At 71.7% G+C, this 25,471-nt stretch carries 17 protein-coding genes; 12 read left to right on the top strand and 5 right to left on the bottom strand.

Going from position 1 to position 25,471, the window contains the following annotated elements:
- Positions 1-99: 99 nt before the first annotated feature.
- Entirely contained in the window at positions 100-1,704 is a 1,605-nt protein-coding gene (locus Q5762_RS31040; RefSeq protein WP_315895609.1) for a metallophosphoesterase family protein, read from the bottom strand.
- Positions 1,705-1,853: 149 nt separating this feature from the next.
- On the opposite strand from Q5762_RS31040, the gene Q5762_RS31045 reads away from it, so the two are divergent.
- Together Q5762_RS31045 and Q5762_RS31050 are read left to right on the top strand one after the other, a co-directional pair.
- Positions 1,854-2,894 carry a 3-isopropylmalate dehydrogenase gene (locus Q5762_RS31045; RefSeq protein ID WP_315895610.1) on the top strand — a complete coding sequence of 347 codons (1,041 nt, stop codon included), beginning with the start codon at positions 1,854-1,856 and terminating at the stop codon, positions 2,892-2,894.
- 252 nt (positions 2,895-3,146) lie between these two features.
- A complete protein-coding gene (locus Q5762_RS31050) occupies positions 3,147-4,253 on the top strand; it encodes a branched-chain amino acid aminotransferase (protein WP_315895611.1) in 1,107 nt (368 codons plus the stop codon).
- Between the two features lie 49 nt (positions 4,254-4,302).
- Here Q5762_RS31050 and Q5762_RS31055 read toward each other — a convergent pair whose 3' ends face one another.
- The gene (locus Q5762_RS31055) at positions 4,303-5,724 is read right to left on the bottom strand and encodes a cytosine permease (RefSeq protein ID WP_315895612.1); all 1,422 of its coding nucleotides are present in this window, start codon (positions 5,722-5,724) and stop codon (positions 4,303-4,305) included.
- Between the two features lie 136 nt (positions 5,725-5,860).
- Between Q5762_RS31055 and ureA the strand changes: the two genes are divergently transcribed.
- The 7 genes from ureA to Q5762_RS31090 all read left to right on the top strand — a co-directional run bounded on the left by ureA (position 5,861) and on the right by Q5762_RS31090 (position 15,991).
- On the top strand, positions 5,861-6,559 hold the full coding sequence (gene ureA / locus Q5762_RS31060; RefSeq protein ID WP_315895613.1) for an urease subunit gamma: 699 nt from the start codon (positions 5,861-5,863) through the stop codon (positions 6,557-6,559).
- Complete coding sequence (locus Q5762_RS31065; RefSeq protein WP_315895614.1) at positions 6,559-8,241, top strand: urease subunit alpha; 1,683 nt, start codon at positions 6,559-6,561, stop codon at positions 8,239-8,241. The genes ureA and Q5762_RS31065 overlap by 1 nt, the downstream gene beginning before the upstream one ends.
- Positions 8,242-8,252: 11 nt before the next feature.
- Positions 8,253-9,272, top strand: a complete 1,020-nt coding sequence (locus Q5762_RS31070) for an agmatine deiminase family protein (RefSeq protein ID WP_315895615.1) — start codon at positions 8,253-8,255, stop codon at positions 9,270-9,272.
- Positions 9,273-9,454: 182 nt separating this feature from the next.
- Complete coding sequence (locus tag Q5762_RS31075; RefSeq protein WP_315895652.1) at positions 9,455-10,015, top strand: TetR/AcrR family transcriptional regulator; 561 nt, start codon at positions 9,455-9,457, stop codon at positions 10,013-10,015.
- Between the two features lie 310 nt (positions 10,016-10,325).
- Positions 10,326-11,957 (top strand): citramalate synthase, encoded by a 1,632-nt coding sequence (gene cimA, locus Q5762_RS31080; RefSeq protein WP_315895616.1) that lies wholly within the window; start codon positions 10,326-10,328, stop codon positions 11,955-11,957.
- Between the two features lie 48 nt (positions 11,958-12,005).
- Positions 12,006-14,594 carry a glycoside hydrolase family 3 N-terminal domain-containing protein gene (locus Q5762_RS31085; RefSeq protein WP_315895617.1) on the top strand — a complete coding sequence of 863 codons (2,589 nt, stop codon included), beginning with the start codon at positions 12,006-12,008 and terminating at the stop codon, positions 14,592-14,594.
- A gap of 47 nt (positions 14,595-14,641) precedes the next feature.
- Positions 14,642-15,991, top strand: coding sequence for a hypothetical protein (locus Q5762_RS31090; RefSeq protein WP_315895618.1), 1,350 nt, complete (start codon positions 14,642-14,644; stop codon positions 15,989-15,991).
- Positions 15,992-16,008: 17 nt separating this feature from the next.
- Here Q5762_RS31090 and dnaN read toward each other — a convergent pair whose 3' ends face one another.
- Together dnaN and Q5762_RS31100 are read right to left on the bottom strand one after the other, a co-directional pair.
- Complete coding sequence (gene dnaN / locus Q5762_RS31095) at positions 16,009-17,127, bottom strand: DNA polymerase III subunit beta (protein WP_315895619.1); 1,119 nt, start codon at positions 17,125-17,127, stop codon at positions 16,009-16,011.
- Positions 17,128-17,137: 10 nt separating this feature from the next.
- Complete coding sequence (locus Q5762_RS31100; RefSeq protein WP_315895620.1) at positions 17,138-17,722, bottom strand: TetR/AcrR family transcriptional regulator; 585 nt, start codon at positions 17,720-17,722, stop codon at positions 17,138-17,140.
- Positions 17,723-17,817: 95 nt separating this feature from the next.
- Between Q5762_RS31100 and Q5762_RS31105 the strand changes: the two genes are divergently transcribed.
- The gene (locus tag Q5762_RS31105) at positions 17,818-18,240 is read left to right on the top strand and encodes a DUF4267 domain-containing protein (RefSeq protein WP_315895621.1); all 423 of its coding nucleotides are present in this window, start codon (positions 17,818-17,820) and stop codon (positions 18,238-18,240) included.
- 79 nt (positions 18,241-18,319) lie between these two features.
- Here the strand turns inward: Q5762_RS31105 and Q5762_RS31110 are convergent, their stop codons facing one another.
- Positions 18,320-18,931, bottom strand: a complete 612-nt coding sequence (locus Q5762_RS31110; RefSeq protein ID WP_315895622.1) for a YceI family protein — start codon at positions 18,929-18,931, stop codon at positions 18,320-18,322.
- A 217-nt stretch (positions 18,932-19,148) separates the two neighbouring features.
- Here Q5762_RS31110 and Q5762_RS31115 point away from each other — a divergent pair, with 217 nt between their 5' ends.
- Together Q5762_RS31115 and Q5762_RS31120 are read left to right on the top strand one after the other, a co-directional pair.
- Positions 19,149-23,000, top strand: a complete 3,852-nt coding sequence (locus tag Q5762_RS31115; protein ID WP_315895623.1) for an endo-alpha-N-acetylgalactosaminidase family protein — start codon at positions 19,149-19,151, stop codon at positions 22,998-23,000.
- 108 nt (positions 23,001-23,108) lie between these two features.
- Positions 23,109-25,442 (top strand): polysaccharide lyase 8 family protein, encoded by a 2,334-nt coding sequence (locus Q5762_RS31120; RefSeq protein WP_315895624.1) that lies wholly within the window; start codon positions 23,109-23,111, stop codon positions 25,440-25,442.
- Positions 25,443-25,471: the final 29 nt, after the last annotated feature.

The following is a 25,471-nucleotide window of genomic DNA, read 5'->3' on the forward strand; positions in this document are numbered from 1 at the left end:
GATGTCGCAATCCACACCGAACCCGGAAGGCCCTCACCCGTTCAAGACGCCTCAGCCGAGACCTCCCTCACCCGTCCACAACCTCCCGGGGCAATACACCTAGGCCGAGCGCCGCACCTCGAAGTGGTCGACGCGCTCGCCGCTCTCGGCGAGCGCGGAGACCTTCAGGACCGGGGACCCGCCCGCGACGGCCTCGACCGCCAGGAACGAGAAGCCGGTGTGGCGGACCCGCGACCACTCCACCGTGTCCGGGTCCGGCAGCCGCAGCTTCGTCCAGTGGAACGTGACGATCGTCCCCTCGTCGTGGACGTGCCCCTCGTAGCTGTCCTGGACGCCGAGCCCGAAGCCGTACAGGTCCTTGCCCGCGCCGCCGACCGTCACGTACACGATCCCGTCGCGCGTCGGGTCGGTCGTCGCGCCGATCGGCACCGGCCTGCCCACCTCGCCGTTCAGGATCGCGTCGGTGCGCTCGTAGACGTGGTTGTGCCCGTTGATCACCAGGTCCACCTGGTGCTTGGCGAAGAGCGGCACCCAGGCGTCGCGCACTCCGCCGTCGGAGGCGTGGGTGGCGGTCGAGTACGCGCAGTGGTGGAAGAAGACCACCACGAAGTCGATCTCCGTCCGGGCGCGCAGCTCGCCGAGCCGGCGGTCGAGCCAGGCCGTCTGCCGGCCCTCCGTGTACCCCTTGTTGGCCGGGATCTCGTACGAGACGTCGTTGGCGTCGAGCGCGACGACACCCACACTGCCGTACGTGAACGAGTAGACCCCGGGCGCCAGCTCCGGGTCCGGGCCGCTCGAAGGCAGCGACCAGCGGGCCGACTGGCCGCCGTAGCCGTTCGGCGAGTACCAGGCCTCCATGTCGTGGTTGCCGGTCGTCACCATCCACGGCACGCTCGCCGCCACGCTCTCGGTCTGGGCGAGGAAGGTGTCCCAGACGCGCGCGTCGTACGTGTCCGACTCCTTGCCCATACCCGTGGAGTCCGCGTAGCAGATGTCACCCGCGTGAAGGTGGAACGCCGGGTTCTGGCCCAGGATCAGCTGGTCGTTGGCGAGCGCGTGGTAGCTGACACCCTGGTCGCCGAAGGCCGTGAAGACGAAGGACTCGGGGCGGGCGGGAGCCGTACGGAACGAGCCGACGGTGGACATCCGCTCGGGCGAGGCCGGGTCGAAGCCGTCGTGGCCGACGCCGTAGTAGTACGTCGTGCCGGGCCGCAGACCGTCGAGCGCCGCGTGCAGATAGACCTGGTCGACCGCCGGAAGCTTCTTGGAGAGGGAGGGCGTGTGCAGCGGGCGCACCTCGGCCGCGATCTTCGTCCCGAGCTCCCAGGGGTGCAGCCCCACCCGGAGGTACGGGCGGCCGACGGCGAACGGCACCTGCCAGGAGATCCGCATCTGCGTCTTCGGGTCCGCGCCGAAGGAGAGGTGACGGCCGAACGGGGCGACGAAACGTCCGTCGACGGCCGTGGTGGCGGCGGCCGTGACCAGGGTGGGGGAGGTCTTCGTGGCCGAGCCGGCCGACGCGCCCGCGGCTGCGGCGGGGCCGCCGGCGAGTACGCCCGTACCGGCTGCGGCGGCGGTCGCGACCGAACCGGCCAGTATTCGACGGCGCGTCAACTTCGTGCGCAGGTACTCGTGTTGCTCCGGCATCGACATGCGGCGAGCGAGGGCGTCGGGAATCCCGAAGCGTGGGGTGTCCTCAGTCATGCGCGCCAACTTGCCAGTAACTTACGCCTCCGGCCCCCTGGGGGAGGTGAACGAATCGCGAAGAAATCGGGACCGTGTCACGCGACGCGCGACCGTCCGTATCGTGGACAACGAGTGTCAGACCATGGGACGAGGAGTAGGGTGCCGACATGTCTCACAGCATCAATCTCGCAGTCATTCCCGGCGACGGTATCGGCCAGGAGGTCGTGGCCCAGGGCCTCAAGGTCCTCGCTGCCGCGCTTCCGCAGGATGTGAAGCTGGAGACGAAGGAGTACGACTTCGGCGCCAAGCGCTACCACGCCACCGGTGAGACCCTCACCGACGCCGACGTCGCGGCCCTCAAGCAGCACGACGCCATCCTGCTCGGCGCGATCGGCGACCCGTCGGTCCCGAGCGGTGTGCTGGAGCGCGGCTTCCTGCTGAAGCTCCGCTTCCTCTTCGACCACCACGTCAACCTGCGTCCCTCGAAGCTGCTCCCGGGCGTCTCTACCCCGCTCAAGGGTCAGCCCGAGATCGACTTCGTCGTGGTCCGCGAGGGCACCGAGGGCCCGTACACCGGCAACGGCGGCTCGATCCGCACCGGCACCCCGCACGAGGTCGCCACCGAGGTCTCCGTCAACACGGCCTTCGGTGTCGAGCGCGTCGTCCGCGACGCCTTCGCCCGCGCCCAGGCCCGCCCGCGCAAGAAGCTGACGCTGGTCCACAAGAACAACGTCCTGGCGTACGCGGGTCACCTCTGGACCAACATCTTCAACAAGGTGGCCGAGGAGTTCCCCGAGGTCACCACCGACTACCTGCACGTGGACGCGGCGACGATCTTCCTCGTCACGCAGCCCGAGCGGTTCGACGTGATCGTCACCGACAACCTCTTCGGCGACATCATCACCGACCTGGCCGCCGCCGTCTCCGGCGGCATCGGCGTCGCCGCCTCCGGCAACATCAACCCGAGCGGCGAGTTCCCGTCCATGTTCGAGCCCGTCCACGGCTCCGCGCCGGACATCGCGGGCCAGGGCAAGGCCGACCCGACGGCCACCGTGCTCTCCGTCGCCCTCCTGCTGCGCCACCTCGGCCACGAGACCGAGGCCGGCCGCATCGAGGCCGCCGTCACCGCCGACCTGACCGAGCGCGGCGACTCCGTCCGCACGACGGACGAGATCGGCGACGCGCTCGCGGTACGAGTAGCGAGCTGACCCGCCGCTGACGCCACACGCGCCATCCACAGCCGCCGGGTCGCTCCCCAAGCACCCGGCGGCTGTACCTATGCGGTCGCGGGGTGCCACCATCAACCCTGGACCGCTTCACACCGTTTTCGCGCACAGCTCTCCCCGGGCGATAATCGAACGTGGGGCCGCGGCATGCGGGAAAGCTCGGACGTCCTAGCAGAGCACTGATAGCGGCGTGAGCGCGGTCCGTCACACACAACCGGTGAAGGACTAGCACTCATGACGACGCCCACGATCGAGCTCAAGCCCTCCTCCAGCCCGCTGTCCGACGCGGAGCGCGAGGCGATCCTGGCCAACCCCGGATTCGGCCGCCACTTCACCGACCACATGGTGACCATCCGCTGGACCGAGGGCCGAGGCTGGCACGACGGCCAGCTCGTGCCGTACGGTCCGCTCTCGCTCGACCCGGCCACGAACGTCCTGCACTACGCCCAGGAGATCTTCGAGGGCCTGAAGGCGTACCGCCGTCCCGACGGCACCGTCGCGACCTTCCGCCCGGACGCCAACGCCCGGCGCTTCCAGGCCTCCGCGCGCCGGCTCGCCATGCCGGAGCTGCCCGTCGAGACGTTCATCGAGGCGTGCGACGTCCTCGTGCAGCAGGACAAGGCGTGGGTCCCGGCGCACGGCGGCGAGGAGTCGCTCTACCTGCGCCCGTTCATGATCGCGACCGAGGTCGGCCTCGGGGTGCGCCCGGCGAACGAGTACCTCTTCGTCGTCATCGCCTCGCCGGCCGGTCCGTACTTCCCCGGTGGCGTGAAGCCGGTCTCGATCTGGCTCTCCGAGGACCGCGTCCGCGCCGTCCCGGGCGGCGTGGGCGACGCGAAGACCGGCGGCAACTACGCGGCCTCCCTGCTGGCCCAGGCCGAAGCGGCCTCGAAGGGCTGCGACCAGGTCGCGTACCTCGACGCCGTGGAGCACAAGTGGGTCGAGGAGCTCGGCGGGATGAACCTGTACTTCGTGTACGGGGCCGAGTCCAACGAGAAGCCGAGGATCGTCACCCCGACGCTGACGGGCTCCCTGCTCGCGGGCATCACCCGTGACTCGCTCCTCCAGTTGGCCAAGGACCTCGGCTACACCTCGGAGGAGGGCCGGGTCTCCATCGACCAGTGGCAGGCCGACACCGAGAACGGCACCCTCACCGAGGTCTTCGCCTGCGGCACGGCCGCCGTCATCACGCCGGTCGGCACGGTGAAGTCGGCGCGCGGCGAGTGGCAGCAGTCGGGCGGAAAGCCCGGCGAGGTCACGATGAAGCTCCGCGACGCCCTCCTCGCCATCCAGACGGGCAAGTCGGAAGACGTCCACGGCTGGACGCACGAGCTGGGCTAGTCGAACCACTACCCCCTGGGTGTGTGTCACACCCAGGGGGTAGCCGCGCTCAGGAAGCGACGGCCTCCGGCTCCGCCTCACGCTCCCGCACCGCAGCCACGCCCGGCGTCAGGACCGCGTACAGCGCGCCGCCCACCACACCCGACAGCACGAAGCTGCAGTCGATCCCGCCCGTCAGGGCCAGCAGCGGCCCCTCGTACAACGGCGTCGACACCGACGCCAGGCCCACGCCCGCGCCCAGCGCCCAGCACGCCGTCGCCCGCGCGTGCCAGCCCGCCGTGAACCAGTACGCCCCGCCCCGCGCCCGGCGGTTGTAGACCTGGAGCGCCTCCGGGTCGTAGACACCGCCGCAGCGCGCGTGCCCGATCAGCGTGATCACCGCCCACGGCGTTCCGATCGCCGTCAGCAGCAGCACGAACGACGTCATCGCCGACTGCGCGTCCGAGGCGAAGTGGCCGAGGAACACGAAGGCCGTCGCCACCGCCGCCACCACCAGCGTCGCCCGCGCCCGGGTCGCCCGGGGCAGGATCGCGTCCAGGTCGAGGCCCATCGAGTACAGCATCAGGCCCGCGTTGCCGACCGTGCCGGCGGTCGCCGCGAGCAGCAGCGGGACGAGGTACCAGACGGGGGAGGCCGCGACGAGCGGGCCCGCGTAGTCCAGCGCGCCGCGCGCGGCCAACGCCGTGTACGTACCGAAGAGCTGAGGAATCAGCAGACCGGCGACCAGGCCGATACAGGTGGTCTTCCAGACGGTCTTGGAGCTGTACCGCGCGGGGGATATGTAGCGGGTGTAGTCGCCGAGCAGCGTGATGAACGCGACCGGACCGCTGAGCCCGGCCGCGACGGCCGCCAGCACCCAGGTCGGCCAGAACGAGCCGAGCAGGTACGGAGTGTCGGCCACAGGGGCGACGGTGAGGTCGCCCGCGTACGCGACCAGGCCGACGCCGAGCAGCAGGGTCATGCCGATCGCGAGCGCCTTGCTGAGCCGCAGCAGCAGCCCGTACCCGTACACCGCGCCGACCACCGTGCAGGCGGCCAGGACCGCGTAGACCACCGCGTGTGTGGTGTCCCCGGAGGGCAGGCCGGTCAGCCGGGCGAGCGTGCCGACCACCACGTCCCCGCCGATCCACAGCGTCAGGGCCGTGTAGCCGAGGGAGAGCAGCAGGCCCACCACCGAGCCGACGAGCCGGCCGCGCACGCCGAAGAAGGCGCCGCTGGAGGTCGAGAGGTTCGTCGCGGTACGCAGCGAGACGAGGGCGAGCGGGGCGGTCACGGCGACGCCGACGAGCGTGCCGGCGACCACGGCGGTCACCGACGCCCATAGGCCGAGGCCGAAGGAGACCGGCAGCCAGCCGAAGACGATCACTCCGAGGCAGAGGTTCGAGCCGAGGAGGATCGAGAGAAGGTCACGCGGGCCACTGGTGCGTTCCGCTTCAGGGATGGTGTCGACTCCGCGCTGTTCGATCGGCATAGGTGCTCCTGCGGGGCAAGCGGGCGGACAGGTTTTAGAGTGGCGCTCAATGTGACGCACTACCGCCGCGTTCGTCAATGCTTGGCTACGACGGATCGAACGTTTAGAGTGGCGCTCAAACAGGAGGTGTGTGGACGTGCGACTGACCCCCACGGAACGTGACCGGCTGCTGCTCTTCGGCGCCGCCGAGCTCGCCAGGGCCCGCCGGGCCCGGGGCCTTCGGCTCAATGTGCCGGAGGCGACCGCCCTCATCGCGGACACCGTCTGCGAGGCGGCCCGCGACGGCCGACGGCTCGCCGAGGCGATCGACGCGGCCCGGTCCGTGCTCGGTCCGGACGACGTGCTGCCGGGTGTGGCCGATGTCGTCACCGAAGTGCATGTCGAGGCCGTTTTCGACGACGGCTCGCGGCTCGCGGTCGTCTCCGACCCGATCGGCGGTCCTTCCCTGGGCGACGCCGCCCCGGGTGCGCTGCTGCCGGGCCCGACCGAGGCCGAGCAGCCGCCCGCGCTGATCCTCAAGGTCCACAACACGGCGACCGTCCCGGTCAGCGTCACCTCCCACTTCCACTTCTTCGAGGCCAACCCGCGCCTGGACTTCGACCGCGCCGCCGCCTACGGCATGCGCCTCGCCGTCCCCGCCGGGTCCTCCTTCCGCTTCGACCCGGACGGCGAGGCGGAAGTCGGTCTCGTACCGATCGGCGGCGAGCGGATCGCCATCGGCTTCGCGGGCCTGGTCGACGGCCCGCTGGACGCCCCCGGCGCGAAGGAAGAGGCCCTGCGGCGCGCCGCGGCCTGCGGCTACCTGGGAGTACAGCTCACGAAGGAGGGCGAGTGATGGACCCGTACGAGTACGCATCGGTGCACGGACCCCGCGCGGGCGACCGGGTCGTCCTGGGCGACTCCGGGCTCGTCGTCCGGGTCGAGTCCGACTCCCAGAAGCCCGGCGACGAGTTCCTGGCCGGCTTCGGCAAGACCGCGCGCGACGGTCTTCACCTCAAGGCCGCGGCCGTCCGCGAGACCTGTGACGTGGTGATCAGCAACGTCCTCGTCATCGACGCCGTCCAGGGCATCCGCAAGGTGTCCATCGGTATTCGCGAGGGCCGGATCCACGCCATCGGGCGCGCGGGCAACCCGGACACCCTCGACGGTGTCGACGTCGTCGTCGGCACCGGCACGTCGATCGTCTCCGGCGAGGGGCTCATCGCCACCGCCGGTGCTGTGGACACCCATGTCCACCTGCTGTCCCCGCGCATCATGGAGGCCTCCCTCGCCTCTGGTGTCACCACCATCATCGGACAGGAGTTCGGTCCTGTCTGGGGGGTTGGCGTCAACTCGCCATGGGCCCTCAAGCACGCCTTCAACGCCTTCGACGCCTGGCCGGTCAACATCGGCTTCTTGGCCCGTGGTTCGTCCTCGGACGGCGCCCCGCTGGTGGAGGCGCTGGCCGAGGGTGGCGCGTCCGGTTTCAAGGTGCACGAGGACATGGGGGCGCACACCCGGGCGTTGGACACCGCGTTGCGGGTGGCGGAGGAGCATGACGTCCAGGTCGCCCTGCACAGTGACGGTCTGAACGAGTGTCTCTCCGTCGAGGACACCCTCCGTGTCCTGGACGGCCGTACGATCCATGCCTTCCACATCGAGGGGTGTGGCGGCGGGCACGTGCCGAACGTGTTGAAGATGGCGGGCGTGCCGAACGTCATCGGTTCCTCCACCAACCCCACGCTGCCGTTCGGCCGCGACGCGGTGGCGGAGCACTACGGGATGATCGTCTCCGTCCACGACCTGAAGACCGACCTGCCCGGTGATGCCGCGATGGCGCGGGACCGGATCCGGGCCGGGACGATGGGGGCGGAGGACGTCCTGCACGACCTCGGCGCGATCGGGATCACCTCCTCCGACGCGCAGGGGATGGGGAGGGCCGGCGAGACCGTACGCCGGACCTTCGCCATGGCCGGGAAGATGAAGGCCGAGCTGGGCCCGATGGAGGGCGACGGCGCGCACGACGACAACGCGCGCGTGTTGCGCTACATGGCCAAGCTGACCATCAACCCGGCGATCGCCCACGGCCTCGCGCACGAGATCGGCTCGATCGAGGTCGGCAAGATGGCCGACATCGTGCTCTGGCGGCCCCAGTACTTCGGCGCCAAGCCCCAGATGGTGCTGAAGTCCGGCTTCCCCGCGTGGGGGGTCGTGGGCGATCCGAACGCCGCCACCGACACCTGCGAACCGCTCGTCCTCGGACCGCTGTTCGGAGCCCACGGGGCGACCCCGGCCGACCTGTCGGTCGCCTTCGTCGCCCAGGCCGCCGTCGACCTCGGCTCGGACCTGATGCCGACCCGCCGTCGCCGGGTCGCCGTCCGCGGGACCCGGGGCATCGGCCCCGGCGACCTGCTCCTGAACTCCCGTACCGGAGACGTACAGGTCGACGGCCGCACCGGACTGGTCTCCCTCGACGGCGACCCGATCCGCTCCGAACCGGCCGACTCCATCTCCCTGAACCGTCTCTACTTCCTCTGAGGACCCTTCTCATGACGACCTTCCGTATGCCGCCCGAGTGGGCCCCGCACGAGCGCACGTGGATGGCCTGGCCCGGCCCCAACCCGACCTTCACCAACGACGAGGAGCTGGCCGAGGCCCGCACCGCGTGGGCCTCCGTCGCCCGCGCCGTACGCCGCTTCGAGCCGGTCACCGTCGTGGTCGGCCCCGGCCAGCTGGACTCCGCGCGGGCCCTGCTCGGCGACGCGATCGACCTGGTCGAGCGCGAGCTGGACGACGCCTGGATGCGCGACATCGGCCCGACCTTCGTCAGCAACGGCACCGAACTGGCCGCCGTGGACTGGGTGTTCAACGGCTGGGGCGGGCAGGACTGGGCCCGCTGGGAGCACGACTCCAAGATCGCCTGCCATGTCGCCGACCTCGCCGACGTGCCCGTGCTGAGCAGCCCGCTGGTCAACGAGGGCGGCGCGATCCACGTCGACGGTGAGGGAACGGTCCTGCTGACCGACACCGTCCAGCTCGGCTCGGGCCGTAACCCCGAGTGGAGCCGCGCCGAGGTCGAGGCGGAGATCCACGCCAAGCTCGGCACGACGAAGGCGATCTGGCTCCCGCACGGTCTGACCGGCGACTACGGCCTCTACGGCACCCAGGGCCACGTCGACATCGTCGCCGCCTTCGCCAGGCCCGGCGTCGTGGTCGTCCACAGCCAGCAGGACCCGGCCCACCCGGACTACGAGCGCTCGCGGATGTACGTCGACATCCTCAGCCGCTCGACGGACGCCAAGGGCCGCCGGCTGGAGGTCGTGGAGATCCCGGCCCCCACCGTCCTGAAGGACGAGGAGGGCGACTGGGTCGACTACTCGTACATCAACCACTACCTCTGCAACGGCGGAGTGGTGCTGTGCGGCTTCGACGACCCGAACGACGAGATCGCGGCCGGCATCTTCCGCCGGCTCTTCCCGGAGCGGATCGTGACGCTGGTGGACGCCCGCGCGATCTTCGCGGGCGGCGGCGGCATCCACTGCATCACGCAGCAGCAGCCGAAGGTCTGAAACCTCTTCGCGCAGGCCGCAGGCTGTGTGACAGCCTGCGGCCATGCCGGGGGCGCATGGAGGAATGGGTCCGCGACACTGACGCCGAGCCGATCGGGTAGAACGTACGAGTGAGCAGCATCAGCCCAAACCCCTCCGCCTCCCCCCGGCGCCGCAACAATGCCGCACCTCCCCGCGAGGAGCTGCTCGCCGCCGCCATGGACACCATCGCCGAGCGCGGGCTCGACGGGCTGACCATGGCCGGGCTCGGGCGCGAGGTCGGGATGAGCAGCGGCCACCTGCTCTATTACTTCCGCACCAAGGACGAGCTGCTCCTGCAGACCCTGGAGTGGAGCGAGGGCCGGCTCGGCGCCGAGCGCAGCGCCCTGCTCTCGCGGCCGGGGACCGTCCGCGAGCGGCTCGACGGGTACGTCGACGTCTATGTGCCGGACGGCCCCCGCGACCCCCACTGGACCCTCTGGCTGGAGGTCTGGAACCGGTCGCAGAACGCCGACGACGACGCGCGCGCCCGGCAGGCCGCCATCGAGGGGGCCTGGCACCGGGATCTGGTCGCCCTGATCGCCGAGGGCGTCTCGCGCGGCGAGTTCCGCCCCGTCGACCCCGACCGCTACGCCACCCGGATGCGCGCCCTGCTCGACGGCTTCAGCGTCCATGTCGCGGTCGGCATTCCCGGCACGAGTCGCGATCAAGTCCTCGCACACGTAGGGGAGTTCGTGGCGGAGACCCTGCTGCTGCGACCGTAGGGCGAGCAGGTCACCGCCCGCATCCTGAGACCGCGATCCCGCCACCCGTACAGATGTGGCAGACTGCCCGCGTGCTTGCTACCACGATGATTATCGTCAGCAGCGCGCCGGTCCGCAGTGGCCACTGAACCGCGACCTCACCCCCGCGGCAGTGGACACCGTGCCTCAGACCCGCGCGCAGACCTCTCGCACCCGCGAGGGGTTTTTTCGTTTTCCGGCCCCACCACCGCCGGAAACGGCCGGCGCGTGAGAATGGGGGCAAGTGGATCCAGACCTTCCGGAGCCACATCCGACAGGAGCCATCACAGCCATGACCATGGAGACCGACGAGAGCTCGCGCCTCGACGACAGCCAGGTCGACGACAGCTTCCATGTCTTCGACACGACCCTGCGCGACGGAGCGCAGCGTGAAGGCATCAACCTCACCGTCGCGGACAAGCTGACCATCGCGCGGCACCTCGACGACTTCGGCGTGGGCTTCATCGAGGGCGGCTGGCCCGGGGCCAATCCGCGCGACACGGAGTTCTTCGCCCGCGCGCAGCAGGAGATCACGTTCAAGAACGCGCAGCTCGTCGCGTTCGGCGCGACCCGCCGGGCCGGTGCCAGTGCCGCCGACGACCCGCAGGTCAAGGCGCTCCTCGACTCCGGCGCCCCCGTGATCACCCTGGTCGCCAAGTCGCACGACCGGCACGTCGAGCTCGCCCTGCGAACCACCCTGGACGAGAACCTGGCGATGGTGCGCGACACCGTCGCGTACCTCCGCTCCCAGGGCCGCCGCGTCTTCGTCGACTGCGAGCACTTCTTCGACGGCTACAAGGCCAACCCGCAGTACGCCAAGGACGTCGTCCGCGCCGCCTCCGAGGCCGGCGCCGACGTCGTGATCCTCTGCGACACCAACGGCGGCATGCTCCCCGCCCAGGTCCAGGCCGTCGTCGCCACCGTGCTCGCCGACACCGGCGCCCGCCTCGGCATCCACGCCCAGGACGACACCGGCTGCGCCGTCGCCAACACCCTCGCCGCCGTCGACGCGGGCGCCACGCACGTCCAGTGCACCGCCAACGGCTACGGCGAGCGGGTCGGCAACGCCAACCTCTTCCCGGTGGTCGCGGCCCTGGAGCTCAAGTACGGCAAGAAGGTGCTGCCCGCGGGCGCGCTGGCCGAGATGACCCGGATCTCGCACGCCATCGCCGAGGTCGTCAACCTCACGCCCTCCACCCACCAGCCGTACGTCGGTGTCTCGGCCTTCGCCCACAAGGCCGGACTGCACGCCTCCGCGATCAAGGTCGACCCGGACCTCTACCAGCACATCGACCCCGAGCTGGTCGGCAACACCATGCGGATGCTGGTCTCCGACATGGCCGGCCGTGCCTCCATCGAGCTGAAGGGCAAGGAGCTCGGCGTCGACCTCGGCGGCGACCGGGCGCTGGTCGCCCGGGTCGTCGCGCGGGTCAAGGAGCGCGAACTCCAGGGCTACACGTACGAGGCCGCCGACGCCTCCTTCGAGCTGCTGCTCCGCGAGGAGGTCGAGGGCCGCCCGCGCCGCTACTTCCGTACGGAGTCCTGGCGGGCGATCGTCGAGGACCGGCCCGACGGCATCCACGCCAACGAGGCGACCGTGAAGCTCTGGGCCAAGGGCGAGCGGATCGTCGCCACCGCCGAGGGCAACGGTCCGGTCAACGCGCTGGACCGCGCCATGCGGGTGGCGCTGGAGCGGATCTACCCGCAGCTCGCCAAGTTCGAGCTGGTCGACTACAAGGTCCGCATCCTGGAGGGCCGCCACGGCACCGAGTCCACGACCCGCGTCCTGATCACCACCAGTGACGGCAACGCCGAGTGGTCGACGGTCGGCGTCGGGGAGAACGTGATCGCCGCGTCCTGGCAGGCGCTGGAGGACGCGTTCACGTACGGACTGCTGCGGGTGGGGGTCGACCCCGCGGAGTGAGCGCGTCGTGCCGCCGGATCCGTGGCGGCGCGCCGCAGCATGAGCGGCATGGCTAGGACGTTCTGCAGTACCCGTACGAGAACGGCGGCGGCCCTGGTGGCCGCCGCCGTGCTGACCGGATGCCTCACGGCGGCCTCGGGTCCGGCCGACCCGGCGTCGGACGGCTCGGCTCCGGGCGGCTCGGCTCCGGGCGCCGTGGCTCCGCGCGGCTCGGCGTCGGGCGCCTCGGTTCCGGCGGCTTCGGCTCCGGAGGCTCTGGATCCGGCCGGCTCCGCTGCGGCGGGCCCGGTTCCCGCGGACTCGGCTCCGGGCGGTTCGGCTCCGGTCGTGGTCGCCGTCGCGCCGGTCACCACCGTCGCCGAAGGCGCCACGGCCCGGGTCCGCGTCACCCTTCAGTCGGCCCGGGCCCTCGCCGGGCCCGTGACGGTCGCGTACACGGTCGGCGGCGGAACCGCCCGGCCCGGGAGCGACTACCCGGCCGTCACCGGCCGTCTCACCTTCCCCCGTGGCACCGCCCCCGGCGCCACCCGTACGATCCCGGTCGCCACCACCCGCGACCGCACGGCGGAAGCGGCCGAGACCATCCCGCTGCGCCTCACCGTCCAGGGCGCCCAGGGCCCCGCCGAGCCCCCCAGGGTCGTCGTCGACGCCCACGGCCTGCCCTACCTCGACGCCACCCGCTCGGTGCGCGAGCGGGCCGCCGACCTCCTCGGCCGGATGACCCTCGCCGAGAAGGCCGGCCAGATGACCCAGGCCGGGTCCAACTCCCTCGGCTCGCCCGAGGACATCACCACCCTCGCCCTCGGGTCGTTCGTCCACGAGGGCGAGGCCGTCCCCGTCGCCCGCACTCCCGAGGAGTGGCGCCGGACGTCCGACGCGCACCAGGCCCGCGCCCGCGCCACCCGGCTCCAGATCCCGCTGCTGATCGCGACGGACGCCGTCCACGGCCACGCGTTCGCCCAGGGGACCACCGTCCTGCCGCACAACATCGGCATCGGCGCCACCCGCGACCCCGCGCTCGCCGAACGGCTCGCCGCCCTCACCGCCCGTGAGGTCCGTGCCACCGGAGTCAGCTGGAACTTCGCGCCCTGCCTCTGCGTCGTCCGCGACGAGCGCTGGGGCCGGACGTACGAGTCGTTCGGAGAGGACCCGGAGCTGGTCGCCGCCATGGCCACCGTCGTCCGCGGGCTCCAGGGCGCCCCGGACGGCAGCGACCTGGACCGCGACGACAAGGTCCTCGCCACCGCCAAGCACTTCATCGGCGACGGCGGCACCGCCTACGGCTCGGGCCGGGCCCCCTACACGATCGACCAGGGCGTCGCCCGGATCGGCCGCTACGAGCTGGACAACGTCCACCTGCCCCCGTTCCGGGCGGCCCTGGAGCTCGGCGCGGGCTCGGTCATGCCTTCGTTCTCCTCCCTCGAACTCGACGGGGACCGCAAGGGCGCCGTGAAGATGCACAGCCACCCGGAGATGCTCGACGGGCTGCTCAAGCGCGAGCTGGGCTTCCCCGGGATCGTCGTCAGCGACTGGGAGGCCGTGGAGCAGATGCCCGGCGACGCCGTCGCCAACGTGCGGGACGCGATCAACGCCGGCATCGACATGAACATGGCTCCGCTCACCTACAAGGACTCGGTGCGGACCATCGCCGACGAGGTCCGCGCCGGGCGGATTCCCGCGTCCCGGGTCGACGACGCCGTCCGCCGGATCCTGGAGCAGAAGTTCCGCCTCGGCCTCTTCGAGCGCCCGTACGCCGACACCACCCACGCCGCCGCGATCGGCTCCGCCGAGCACCGCGCCGTCGCCCGCGAGGCCGTCGCCAAGTCCCAGGTGCTGCTGAAGAACACCTCCGGCGTGCTGCCGCTGCGCGCCGGACAGCGGGTGTACGTCGCCGGGTCCAACGCCGACGACCTCGGCCACCAGACCGGCGGATGGACCGTGACCTGGCAGGGCACCTCGGGCCGGACCATCCCCGGGACCACCATCCTGGAGGGCATCCGGGCAGCCGCCGCGGGCAGCCGCGTCACGTACTCCACGGACGCCTCCGCCCCCTTCGCCGGACACGACGTGGGTGTGGTGGTCGTCGGAGAGACCCCGTACGCGGAAGGCATGGGCGACGTCGGTGTGAACGGCCACGACCTGGAGCTCTCCGAGGCCGACGGCAAGGCCGTGGACGCGGTGTGCTCCGCGATGAGGTGCGTGGTCCTGATCGTCTCCGGGCGTCCCCAGCTGGTCGGCGACCGGCTGGCGGGGATGGACGCGCTGGTGGCCTCCTGGCTCCCCGGCACCGAGGGCGCCGGCGTGGCCGACGTCCTCTACGGCAAGCGGCCCTTCACCGGGCGGCTTCCGCTGACCTGGCCGAGGAGCGCCGCGCAGGTGCCCATCAATGCGGGCGACGCCGCCTACGATCCGCAGTTCCCGTACGGCTGGGGCCTGACCACCGGTGACGTGGGTCGGCCCGGCGACTTCCCCTGGCTCCGCAAGACCCTCCAGGAGAAGATCCAGAGCGGCGGCGCCCGCGCCATGACCTCCGCCGTGGCGAAACCGTTCGCCGAGGCCGAGCGGCGGCTCGTGCGGGGCGACCGGACAGGCGCGATCGAGGAGCTGAAGTCCGCGCAGCGGGCCGTGCGGAGATAGTCCGACCGCTATGGTCTTGTTTGCCTGCTTTCGGGTAGTTTCAAGGCATGAGGACCAGGCCGTTCCACCTTCTGTCGGCCCTCGCGGGGCTGGCACTGCTGCTGCTCCTGGTCCTGGCCCCCTCCGCGGGGGCCGGGATCACCGGGATTCCGGACGCCGGCGCGGCCCTGAAGCAGGGGCCGGTGTACGTCGATCCGGGCGCACGCGACCAGCTCTCGACGGCCGAGGCGGATGCCCTCGCCCAGAAGATCAAGGACGCGGACAAGCCGCTCTTCATCGCCGTGCTGCCCGCGACCAGCGAGTATCCGCCCGAGAACCTGCTGCGCAACCTGCGCACCGAGACCGGGGTGACGGGGCTGTACGCGGTCCGGCTCGGTGACGGCTTCGACGCCGCCGCCGACCGTACGGTGATGTCCGCGGACGCGGTGGACAACCTGGTCACCGCCGTACGCCAGCCCGGGGTCGACACGGCCACCGAGCTGAACAACTTCGTGGACCAGGCCCTGCCGACCCTGCGCGGGAACGCTCCCGCCTCCTGGGGTTCGGTCGGAGCCGACGACGGTGTCCCGGTGGGCGGCCTGATCACCCTCGGCGCGGTCGTCGCCGCCGGCGGCGCGGGCGCGTACGCGATCGTCCGCCGCAACCGGCTCCGCAAGGAGGCCGAGGAGCGCGCGGCCCTCGACAAGCTGCGGGTCGTCGTGGACGAGGACATCACCGCCTTCGGCGAGGAGCTCGAACGCCTCGACTTCCATCCCGGCGAGCCCGGCGCCGACGACGCGATGCGCGGCGACTACGAGCGCTCCCTGGACTCGTACGACAAGGCGAAGTCCCTGATGGGCTCGGCCACGCACCCGCACGACGTCCGGGGCGTGACCCAGGCCCTGGAGGACGGCCGCTACTCGCTCGCCGTGCTCGCGGCCCGCCGCGAGTCCCGGCCACTGCCCGACCGCCGTCCGCCCTGCTTCTTCGACCCGCGCCACGGCCCGTCCCTGGAAGACCGGACCTGGACGCCGGCGGGCGGCGCCGCCCGCGAGGTCCCGGTGTGCGCCGCCGACGCGGCCCGCCTCGACGACGGGCTCGACCCGCTGGCCCGTACCGTCGAGACCGACACCGGCCGCCGCCCGTACTGGGAGGCGGGACCGGCGTACGGCCCCTGGGCCGGCGGCTACTTCGGCGGCGGCCTGCTCCCCGGCCTCCTGGTCGGCACCATGCTCGGCTCGATGCTCGCCACCCCGGCCTACGCCGGGGAGTACGGCGGCGGCGAGTTCCAGGGCGGCGACTTCTCCGGAGCCGACTACAGCTCCAGTGACTTCGGCGGCGGGGACTTCGGTGGCGGCGGTGGCGGCGGCTTCGGCGACTTCGGAGGCGGCGGGGACTTCGGCGGTGGCGGCTTCTAGCCGCCCAGGCATTCTCGCTACACCAGCGGCTTCACCGACATCAGCAGATGCTGGTGGACCCCGTCGGCCCGGTCCGTGATCAGCGCCCGCTGCCCCGGCCCGAGCAGCTGGAAGCGGACCGTGTCCGTGCCGAAGGAGCCGAGCGCGTCCAGCAGATACCCCGGGTTGAACGCGACCGTCATCGCCTCCGCCCCGTCCAGGGAGGCCGGAAGCCGCTGGGACGCCACGTCGTCCTCGTACCCGGCCTGCAGATGCACCGCGTCGCCGGTGAAGGCGAGCTGGACCGGGCTGTCGCCCTCCGCGACCACCGCGACCCGCTTCACGGCCTCGACCAGCGGGGCCCGCTCGGTCACGGCGACGGCGTGCTCGCCGAGGGAGAACAGCTTGTCGTGGCGGGGGAGCCGGCCGTCGAGCAGCCGGGTCGTCGTCCGTGTGCCGTCGCTCTCGAAGCCGATCGAGCCGCCGTCCAGGGCGAGCCGGACCGGCCCCGCCGAGGTCAGCGAGCGGGCGATCTCGACCAGCCGCCGAGCAGGAACGACCACGTCGGCCCCGCCGTCGTCCGCGACAGCCGCCTCGTCCCCGCCTTCCGGCTTCCACTCCAGCGCCCGGACCGCGTACCGGTAGCGGTCGGTCGCGGCGAGCGTCATCTTCGTACCGTCCAGGGCGAGTCGTATCCCCGTCAGGACCGGCAGCGAGTCGTCCCGGCCGGCCGCCACCGCCACCTGCCCGACCGCCGCCGCGAACGCCTCCGCGTCCACCACGCCCCGGAACGCCGGCAGCCCCGGCTGCGCCGGATAGTCGTCCAGCGGCAGCAGCGAGAGTCCGAAGCGGGCGTCCCCGCCCGTCACCGAGAGCCGAGCCCCCTCGATCGCGCCCTCCACCGGCCCCCTGGGCAGCACCTTGCAGATGTCGAGCAGCCGCCGCCCGAGGACCAGCGCCTTGCCCTCCCGTACCGTCTCCGCCTCGACCTCGATACGCGCCGACGCCTCGTAGTCGAGGCCCGAGACCCGCAGCCGGCCGTCTCTCGCCTCCAGGAGCAGACCGCCGAGCACGGGCACGGGAGAGCGGGCGGGGAGGACCCGGGCGGCCCAGGCCACGGCGTCGGTCAAGTCGCTGCTGTCGATACGGAATTCCATGCCACCGACGCTAGCGGCCCCCACTGACAACGCCGTTGACCAGCAGTTCCAGGCGTCCGTCGGCGAGGTCGGGACGGAGCCGGTCGGTTCCGTCGAGGGAGGCGAGGCCGTGCAGCGTGCTCCAGACGAGTTCCGCGAGGGTGTCGGTGTCGCGCGCGCCCGCCAAGGGCGCGACGGTGGCCAGGAACTCGGCGAACGCGGTCTTCAGGATCTCGGGGGAGTCGTCGGTGGCGAACTCCAGCGTGGTGCGGTGCACGAACATCGCCTCGTACAGGGCGGGATGGGCCCGCGCGAAGCCGAGATACGCCTCGGCGAAGGCCTTGAGCGCGGCGACGGGATCGGCCGCGCCGGTGCGGGCGGCGCGCAGGGCCGCCGTCAGTTCCACGAAGCCCTCCGTCGCGACGGCGGCGACGATGCCCTCCTTGCCCTTGAAGTGGCTGTAGAGCACGGGCTGGCTGTACGCGACCTTCTCGGAGAGCCGACGGGTCGTCACCGCTGCCCAGCCCTCGGTCTCGGCGATCTCCCGGGCGGCTTCCACGATCAGGCTGTGGCGGGCGGCTCGTTCGCGCTCTCGGCGCTGTTGCTGTGCGGACATACCCAGAACGCTAGCACCGCTAGACAAGAGAGCGGTGGTAGGTCTAGCGTTGCTATCAGTCCTAGCGGCGCTAGATCAATGTCCTTGGGGGACCCGTGAACCTGTACCGCGTCACCACCGCCCTGTCCGTCGTCCTCGGCCTCGCCTGCCTCTGGTTCGGCATCAACTTCCTCTTCGCCCCCGAGTGGGCGGCGTCCGGCTTCGGCATCCCCTCCTGGCCCGAGGGTGATGCCGCCGGCTACTTCGCCGTCAAGGCCGTACGGGACCTCGCCAACGGCGCCATCGTCCTGACCCTGCTCGCGCTCGGGAAGCGCCGGGCCCTGGCCTGGGTGATGCTCCTTCTCGCGATCGTCCCCTTCGGGGACGCGGGCGCCGTCCTCGCTCACGGGGGCGGATACGCCGCCGCGCTCGGCATCCACGCCGCCACCGGAGCCTTCGTGCTGCTCACGGCGGGGCTGCTCTTCGCGACGAGCGCTCAGGAGGAGAGCGGCCGCCCTCTCGTCCGTACCGCCGCGTGATGCGCCAGGACAACGCCGAGCGCCCGCCCTCCGTCATGGACGGAGGGGCGGGCGCGCTCGTGTGGGGCAGGCCTCAGGATCAGGCGGCGTTCTTGATCGCGGAGATGTCGAAGTTCAGCTTCACCTTGTCGCTGACCATCACGCCGCCGGTCTCCAGCGCCGCGTTCCAGGTCAGGCCCCAGTCGGAGCGGAGGATCTCGGCCGAGCCCTCGAAGCCGACGCGCTCGTTGCCGTACGGGTCCGTGGCCGTGCCGTTGAACTCCAGGTCGATGGAGAGCGGCTTCGTCACGTCCTTGATCGTGAGGTCGCCGGTGATGCGGTACTTGTCGCCGCCCAGCTGCGCCGCCTCGGTGGAGCGGAAGGTCATCAGCGGGAACTGCTCGGCGTCGAAGAAGTCGCCGCTGCGGAGGTGGCCGTCGCGGTCGGCGATACCGGTGTCGATGGAGGCGATCTTGACGTCGATCGAGGCGGCGGAGGCGTGCGGGTTCTCGCCGTCCAGCTTCAGGCTGCCCTCGTGCTCGGCGAAGCTGCCGCGCACGTTGGTGACCATCGCGTGACGGACGGTGAAGCCGATGCTGCTGTGGGCCGGGTCGATCGCGTACTCGCCGGTCAGCGCGGCCAGCGCCGGGTCGACGGGGAGGGTGGCGACGGCGGTGTCGGTGTCGTTGTTCTTGCGGCCGAAGATGCCCATGACGTGCTCCTTGGGGAGGGGGTTCGGAGGGGGTTCCGAGGGGTTTCCAGTTCGTTGAACATTCAACGACAACCACCGTAACCCTATTCCGTTCAACATTCAACAGATCGGTCCGACGTCCACTCGCTTGGACTAACCGAAGGGGTTCTTGGACTGCCGGGGCCGCCCTGCCGCGATCTCGTTGACGGTGCCCTGCCACCCGGGCCAACTAGTCCCCATGCCTCTCCCGAAGCCCCTCCCGAAGCGGAGAATCCGTACGGCCTGCGCGCTGGCCGTCGCGTCATCCGCCGTGTTCGCCCTCTCAGGACCGGCGGGACCGGCCCTCGCCGAGGAGACACCGGCCGCGGCCGCCACCGCCCTCATCCACTCCGACCGGCTCTCCGTCGCTGTCGCCGAGGACTTCCCGCGCGTCCTCTCCTACACGGACCGCGCCACCGGCGCCCGCCTCCTCGGCAGTACGGCCCCGGTCACCGAGGTCGTCCTCAACGGCACCGCCCACGCCGTCCGCGTCACCGGCGCACCCGTCCTGACCGCCACCTCCGCCGCGTACACCCTGGCCTTCCCCGACCTGCCCGGGGTCGAGATCGACGCGCGCCTGAGCGTCAGCGGCCGGGCCACCACCTTCCAGGTGACCGCCGTCCGCGACGCCGAGGCCTTCCGGGTCGGCACGATCGACATACCCGGCCACGACCTGGTCTCCGTCGGATCCACGGACGGCGGCGCCGAGACCGCCTTCACCCGGCTCGACCCCGACTCCACCCGGACCGCCGACGTCTTCGCCGACATCACCGACGCCACCCCTGCCGAGGCCGCCCCCACCGGCGCGAGCTACGCCCTGGTCAACACCGGTTCCCTCGCCGCCGCCGTCGAGTCCAACTCCTCGTACGACAAGCCCACGGGACCGAGCGCCCGGGACGGCGCCCGCTTCTGGCACCAGGCCCGTAAGAACGGCGCCGAGACCCGCGTCGGCGTCTGGTCCGGCCAGTGGACCTACCGGGGCGCGGGCGCCCCCGCCCCCGAGAGCGGCGCGAACCTGCCCTGGGCCAAGGTCGTCGTCACCCCCGACGCCAACGCCGACGGGACGACGGACTGGCAGGACGCCGCCCTCGCCTTCCCCACGATCGGGATCAAAGCCCCGGGCGGCGACGAGACCCCGGACCGGGTGATCGCCCACATCCCCTTCAACTTCGCGTCCAACGCCACCCACCCCTTCCTGCGCACCCTCGACGACGTCAAGCGGATCTCGCTGGCCACCGACGGACTCGGTCAGTTCGCCCTGCTCAAGGGGTACGGCTCCGAGGGCCACGACTCCGCCCACCCCGACTACGGCGGCAACTACAACAAGCGCGCCGGCGGCCTCGCCGACCTCAACACCCTCCTGAAGGAGGGGAAGAAGTGGGGCGCGGGCTTCGGCGTCCACGTCAACGCCACCGAGTCGTACCCCGAGGCGAAGAACTTCAGCGAGACCCTCGTCGACAAGACCAAGCCGGGCTGGAACTGGCTCAACCAGAGCTACTACATCGACCAGCGCCGGGACATCAACAGCGGCGACCTCGCCCGTCGCTTCCAGCAGCTCCGCGACGAGACCGACCCGAACCTCTCGATGCTCTACATCGACGTGTACTACACGCACGGCTGGATCGCCGACAAGACGATGCAGGCCGTCCAGGCGCAGGGCTGGAACGTCGCCACCGAGTGGTCCGAGAAGTTCGAGCGCGCCTCGCTCTGGTCTCACTGGGCCAACGACCTGAACTACGGCGGCGCCACCAACAAGGGCCTCAACTCCCAGATCATCCGCTTCATCCGCAACGGCGAGAAGGACGTCTGGAACAACCACCCGGTTCTCGGCCAGACGGCCCTTCAGGACTTCGAGGGCTGGACCGGCGAGACCGACTGGAACCGCTTCTACGCCAACGTCTGGCAGAAGAACCTGCCCGCCAAGTACCTCCAGCAGCAGCAGATCACCCGCTGGAGCGGCAACGACCTCACCTTCACCGGCGGCGTCCGTGGCACCGTCGAGAACGGGAAGCGCACGTTCTACGAGAACGGCCGCAAGGTCCTCGACGGCGAGAACTACCTGCTGCCCTGGGACGGTGGGAAGAAGCTCTACCACTACAACAAGGCGGGCGGGAAGACGAGTTGGGCCGTGCCCGCCGGCGCCGGCTCGTACACCGTCCACAAGCTCACCGACAACGGCCGCGTCAAGACGGGGACCGTCCGGGCCGTGAACGGCACCATCACGCTCGACGCCGTCGCCGGACAGCCGTACGTCCTCTACCCCGACCGCACCCCCGAGCCCCGCGACCCGCGCTGGGGCCAGGGCACCCCGGTCGCGGACCCGGGCTTCAACGACGCGGGGCTCCGGGCCTGGTCGAAGACCGGCACGGTCAACCGTGACACCGACGACCAGGGCCGCAACAGCGCCGAACTCACCGGCTCCGCCACCGCATCCGTACGCCAGCGGATCACCGGCCTCACCCCCGGCACGCGCTACACCGCCTCCGCCCTGATCGAGGTCGAGCCCGGCAAGACCCGCCCGACCACGCTCTCCGCCGGCGGGAAGTCCGTCACCGTGGAGCGTTCGGCCGTAGAGGACCGGGTCGCCGCCTCCGACTGGAACGGCACGCACCTCCAGCGCGCCAAGGTCACCTTCACCGCGCCCGCCGACGGCGCGACCACCCTCAAGGCCGAGGCCGCGGGCGGCTCGGCGGCGCGCGTCCGGATCGACGACGTCCGGATCGTCGCCAACAACCCGGCGACCAAGGCGGGAGCGCTCGCGTACGAGGACTTCGAGGCCGTCGACCAGGGCTGGGGCCCCTTCCTCAAGGGCGACGCCGGCGGTACGACCGATCCGCGCACCCACATCGCCCAGCTGAACGCCCCGTACACCCAGTCCGGCTGGAACGGGAAACTGATCGACGACGTCATCGGTGGCGCCGAGTCGCTGAAGTCCCACGACGAGAACAGTGGCCTGGTCTACCGGACCGCGCCCTGGACCGTCCCCATGAAGGACGGCCGCAACTACCGGGTGGAGTACGACTACCAGTCGAGCCACGCGGGCGCCTATGAATGGGTCACCGGCTACGACCGTACGAACGGGACCTCCGTCGAGACCCGCCGGACCCCGATCGGACAGCAGCGGGCGACCGGGCAGTTCTCCGAGACCGTGACGGCCGGCTGCGGCGACACCTGGACCGGACTGCGCAAGCGCGGAGACGCCCCCGACGGCGCCGACTTCGTCCTCGACGGCTTCACGGTCACCGACCTCGGCCCGGCCCCCGAGAAGGCCGCCTGTGGCACGCTCGCGCTCGCCGCCCCCGAGACCCTGGAGCCCGGCCGCCCGAACCAGGTCACGGCCACCTTCACCAACGACGAGGCAGCCGCCGTCGCCGGGGCCACGGCCGCCCTGGAACTCCCCGAGGGCTGGACCGCCGAACCGGCCGCCCCGGTGACGCTCGGGACGGTCGAGGCGGGAGGCAAGGCCACCGCCACCTGGAAGGTGACGCCCCCGGTGGACGCCACCTACCAGCCGTACGCCCTCCGCTCGACACTCACGTACACCGTCGGGGGAGCGGCCCGGAAGCTGACCGCCGCCACCACGGCCCGCACGCTGCCCCCGCCGCCCACCACCGACAGCTGGGCGAGCGACCTGGACTGGACCTCCGCCACCAACGGCTGGGGGCCGGTCGAGCGCGACGGCTCCAACGGCGAGACGGGCACCGGCGACGGCAGCCCGCTCAGGGTCGGGGGAGTGACGTACGCCAAGGGTCTGGGCACCCACGCCCCGGCCAAGGTCCGCTATTACCTGGGCGGCAGGTGCACCTCCTTCACCGCCGAGGTCGGCGTGGACGACGTCCAGACCACGCGCGGCACCGTCCGGTTCAGCGTCCTCGCCGACGGGACGGAGAAGGTCGCCTCCCCGGTCCTCAAGGCGACGGACCCGGCCTGGTCGCTCACCGCCGACGTCACCGGGGCCTCCTACGTCGAGCTGGTGGTGGCGGACGGCGGCGACGGCAACGGAAACGATCACGCGGACTGGGGGAACGCCCGGTTCCGCTGTGGGAGTTGATGGCAGAAAGCGCTTGCACCAAGGCGTGCCGTGCTCATTGATTGCGTCGGAAAACGGGTGCTACACCGTGCGGAAACCGGTCTCCACCACTTCCCCCGGGAGGCTCCCGTGCCCCTTCCTGCCTGGTCCCGCCGCACCTTCCTGATCACGGCCACAGCCACGGCCACCGCCACCGCCGCAGCCCTCGGGCTCCCTCCTCTCGCCCACGCGGCGGAGGGGGAGTTCGAGGCGCTGCGGCTGCGCTGGCTCGACCTCCAGCTCGGCACCGGCTTCGACGCCGGTGCCGAGCCGTACGCCTCCCGCCTCGCCGAGACCGGAGACCTCGCCCGCGCCTTCCGCGCCTCGATGGCCCCCACCGACACCAGCCTCTGGCCCGGCTACGCCTTCGACCCGCCGGCCGGCATCACCCAGAGCTACAGCCGCCTGTGGACGATGACCCAGGCGTACGTCCAGCCCGGCACCGGCCTCACCGGCGACGCGACGCTCCTGGCCGACGTCCTGCGCGGCCTCGACCACCTCTCCGCCCGCGTCTACAACCCCACGACCACCCGCTACGGCAACTGGTGGGAGTGGCAGATCGGCAGCCCCCGCCTCCTCATGGACATCGTCGCCGCGCTCCGTCCGCACCTCGGCCCGGAGCGGATCGCGGCCGCCTGCGCCGCCGTCGACCACTTCGTCCCCGACTCCGTACTCAGGGACTACACCGGCACCTCCACCGGCGCCAACCGCGTCGACCTATGCCGCTCCGTCGCCCTGCGCGGCGTCCTCGGCGCCAACCCGGCCAAGGTCGCCCTCGCCCGCGACGCGCTCTCGCCCGTCTTCCCGTACGTCACCAAGGGCGACGGCCTCTACGCCGACGGCTCCTTCGTCCAGCACACCTGGGTCGCCTACTCGGGCACGTACGGGCAGGTCATGCTCGACGGCCTCGGCCGCCTCTTCGGCCTGCTGGCCGGCTCCACCTGGGCCGTCACCGACCCGAACCGGCAGATCGTCCTGGACAGCGTCGAGCACGCCTACGCGCCCCTGATCCACGACGGCCTGATGATGGACAGCGTCAACGGCCGCGCCATCAGCCGGGGTTACCTGAAGAACGACGAGCGGCAGATCATGCGCTCCGACCACTTCCACGGACAGGGCGTCATCGCCGCCATCGCCCTCCTCGCGGCCGGCGCGAGCCCCGCCGAGCGCGAGCGCTGGCACGCGCGCGTGAAGGGGTGGATCGAGCGGGACACCGTCGCCCCGATCCTCACCGCCCGCCAGTTCGGCGTCGCCGACCTCGCCCGGCTGCACGCCGTCGCCGCCGCCCCCGTGCCCGCCGCCCCCGAACCCACCGGACACCGGCTCTTCGCCGCCATGGACCGGGCCGTCCACCGCCGCCCCGGCTGGGCCGTCAACATCGCCATGGCCTCGGACCGGATCTCGTACTACGAGTGCGGAAACGGCGAGAACCCGCGCGGCTGGCACACCGGAGCCGGGATGGCCTCCTGGTGGACCCCCGGCCAGGGCGGCCAGTTCACCGACTGGTTCTGGCCGACCGTCGACCCGTACCGCCTCCCCGGCACCACCGTCTCCACCAAGCGGCTCGCCGACCGCGCGGGTGGCGAGTGGGGCGCGCCCAAGCCGGCCGTGCGCTGGGTCGGCGGGGCCACGGACGGCGAGTTCGCCGCTGTCGGACAGCACCTCAAGGGGCTCGGCTCGACCCTGGAGGCCCGTAAGTCCTGGTTCTGCGTGGCCGACGCCGTCATCTGCCTCGGTGCGGGGATCACCGCCGCCGACGGCGTGCCCGTCGAGACGGTGGTCGACAACCGCAACCTGGGGGAGGGCGGTACGCAGGCGCTCACCGTCCGCGAGCGCTGGGCGCACCTCGAAGGCCACGGCGGCTGGGTCTTCCCGCAGGGCACGGCAGGCCTCCGCACCCTGCGCGAGGACCGGACCGGCGCGTGGAGCGACATCAACACCACCAGCTCCACCGAGCGCCGCACCCGCACCTATCAGACCCTCTGGTTCGACCACGGCACGGACCCGGTCGCCGCCTCGTACGCGTACCTGCTGATGCCCGGCGCCTCCGCGCGCACCCTGGCCGCCCGCGCCGCCGAGCCGGACTGGCTGGGGATCCTCGACAACAGCGCCGACCGGCAGGCCGTCTCGGTCCCGTCCCTCGGGCTCATGGCCGCGAACCTCTGGCGGGCCGGTACGGTGGGGCGCCTGACGGTCACGGCCCCGGCGAGCGTGCTCGTCCGGCGCCGCCGCTCGGTCCTCGACCTGAGCATCAGCGAGCCGCCCCGGACCGGAGCCCCGCTGGAGCTCGTCTGGGACCAGCCGGTGCGCCGGGTGACCGCCCACGACCCCTCGGTGGAGGTCCTCGCCGTGGGCCGCTCGCTCCGGCTGCGGATCACCCCCGGTACGGCGGGGGCCACGCACCGCTGCACGGTGGCTCTATAAGAGGACTATGTAGAGACCCGACAAAAGCA

Source organism: Streptomyces sp. P9(2023), from assembly GCF_032436795.1.
Lineage (GTDB): Bacteria > Actinomycetota > Actinomycetes > Streptomycetales > Streptomycetaceae > Streptomyces.

Excerpts from the sequence above, each read along its gene's own strand:
- Q5762_RS31040 (WP_315895609.1), bottom strand. The coding sequence starts at position 1,704 with ATGACTGAGGACACCCCACGCTTCGGGATTCCCGACGCCCTCGCTCGC.
- Q5762_RS31045 (WP_315895610.1), top strand. The coding sequence starts at position 1,854 with ATGTCTCACAGCATCAATCTCGCAGTCATTCCCGGCGACGGTATCGGC.
- Q5762_RS31050 (WP_315895611.1), top strand. The coding sequence starts at position 3,147 with ATGACGACGCCCACGATCGAGCTCAAGCCCTCCTCCAGCCCGCTGTCC.
- Q5762_RS31055 (WP_315895612.1), bottom strand. The coding sequence starts at position 5,724 with ATGCCGATCGAACAGCGCGGAGTCGACACCATCCCTGAAGCGGAACGC.
- Q5762_RS31065 (WP_315895614.1), top strand. The coding sequence starts at position 6,559 with ATGGACCCGTACGAGTACGCATCGGTGCACGGACCCCGCGCGGGCGAC.
- Q5762_RS31070 (WP_315895615.1), top strand. The coding sequence starts at position 8,253 with ATGACGACCTTCCGTATGCCGCCCGAGTGGGCCCCGCACGAGCGCACG.
- cimA (WP_315895616.1), top strand. The coding sequence starts at position 10,326 with ATGACCATGGAGACCGACGAGAGCTCGCGCCTCGACGACAGCCAGGTC.
- Q5762_RS31085 (WP_315895617.1), top strand. The coding sequence starts at position 12,006 with ATGGCTAGGACGTTCTGCAGTACCCGTACGAGAACGGCGGCGGCCCTG.
- Q5762_RS31090 (WP_315895618.1), top strand. The coding sequence starts at position 14,642 with ATGAGGACCAGGCCGTTCCACCTTCTGTCGGCCCTCGCGGGGCTGGCA.
- dnaN (WP_315895619.1), bottom strand. The coding sequence starts at position 17,127 with ATGGAATTCCGTATCGACAGCAGCGACTTGACCGACGCCGTGGCCTGG.
- Q5762_RS31100 (WP_315895620.1), bottom strand. The coding sequence starts at position 17,722 with ATGTCCGCACAGCAACAGCGCCGAGAGCGCGAACGAGCCGCCCGCCAC.
- Q5762_RS31110 (WP_315895622.1), bottom strand. The coding sequence starts at position 18,931 with ATGGGCATCTTCGGCCGCAAGAACAACGACACCGACACCGCCGTCGCC.
- Q5762_RS31115 (WP_315895623.1), top strand. The coding sequence starts at position 19,149 with ATGCCTCTCCCGAAGCCCCTCCCGAAGCGGAGAATCCGTACGGCCTGC.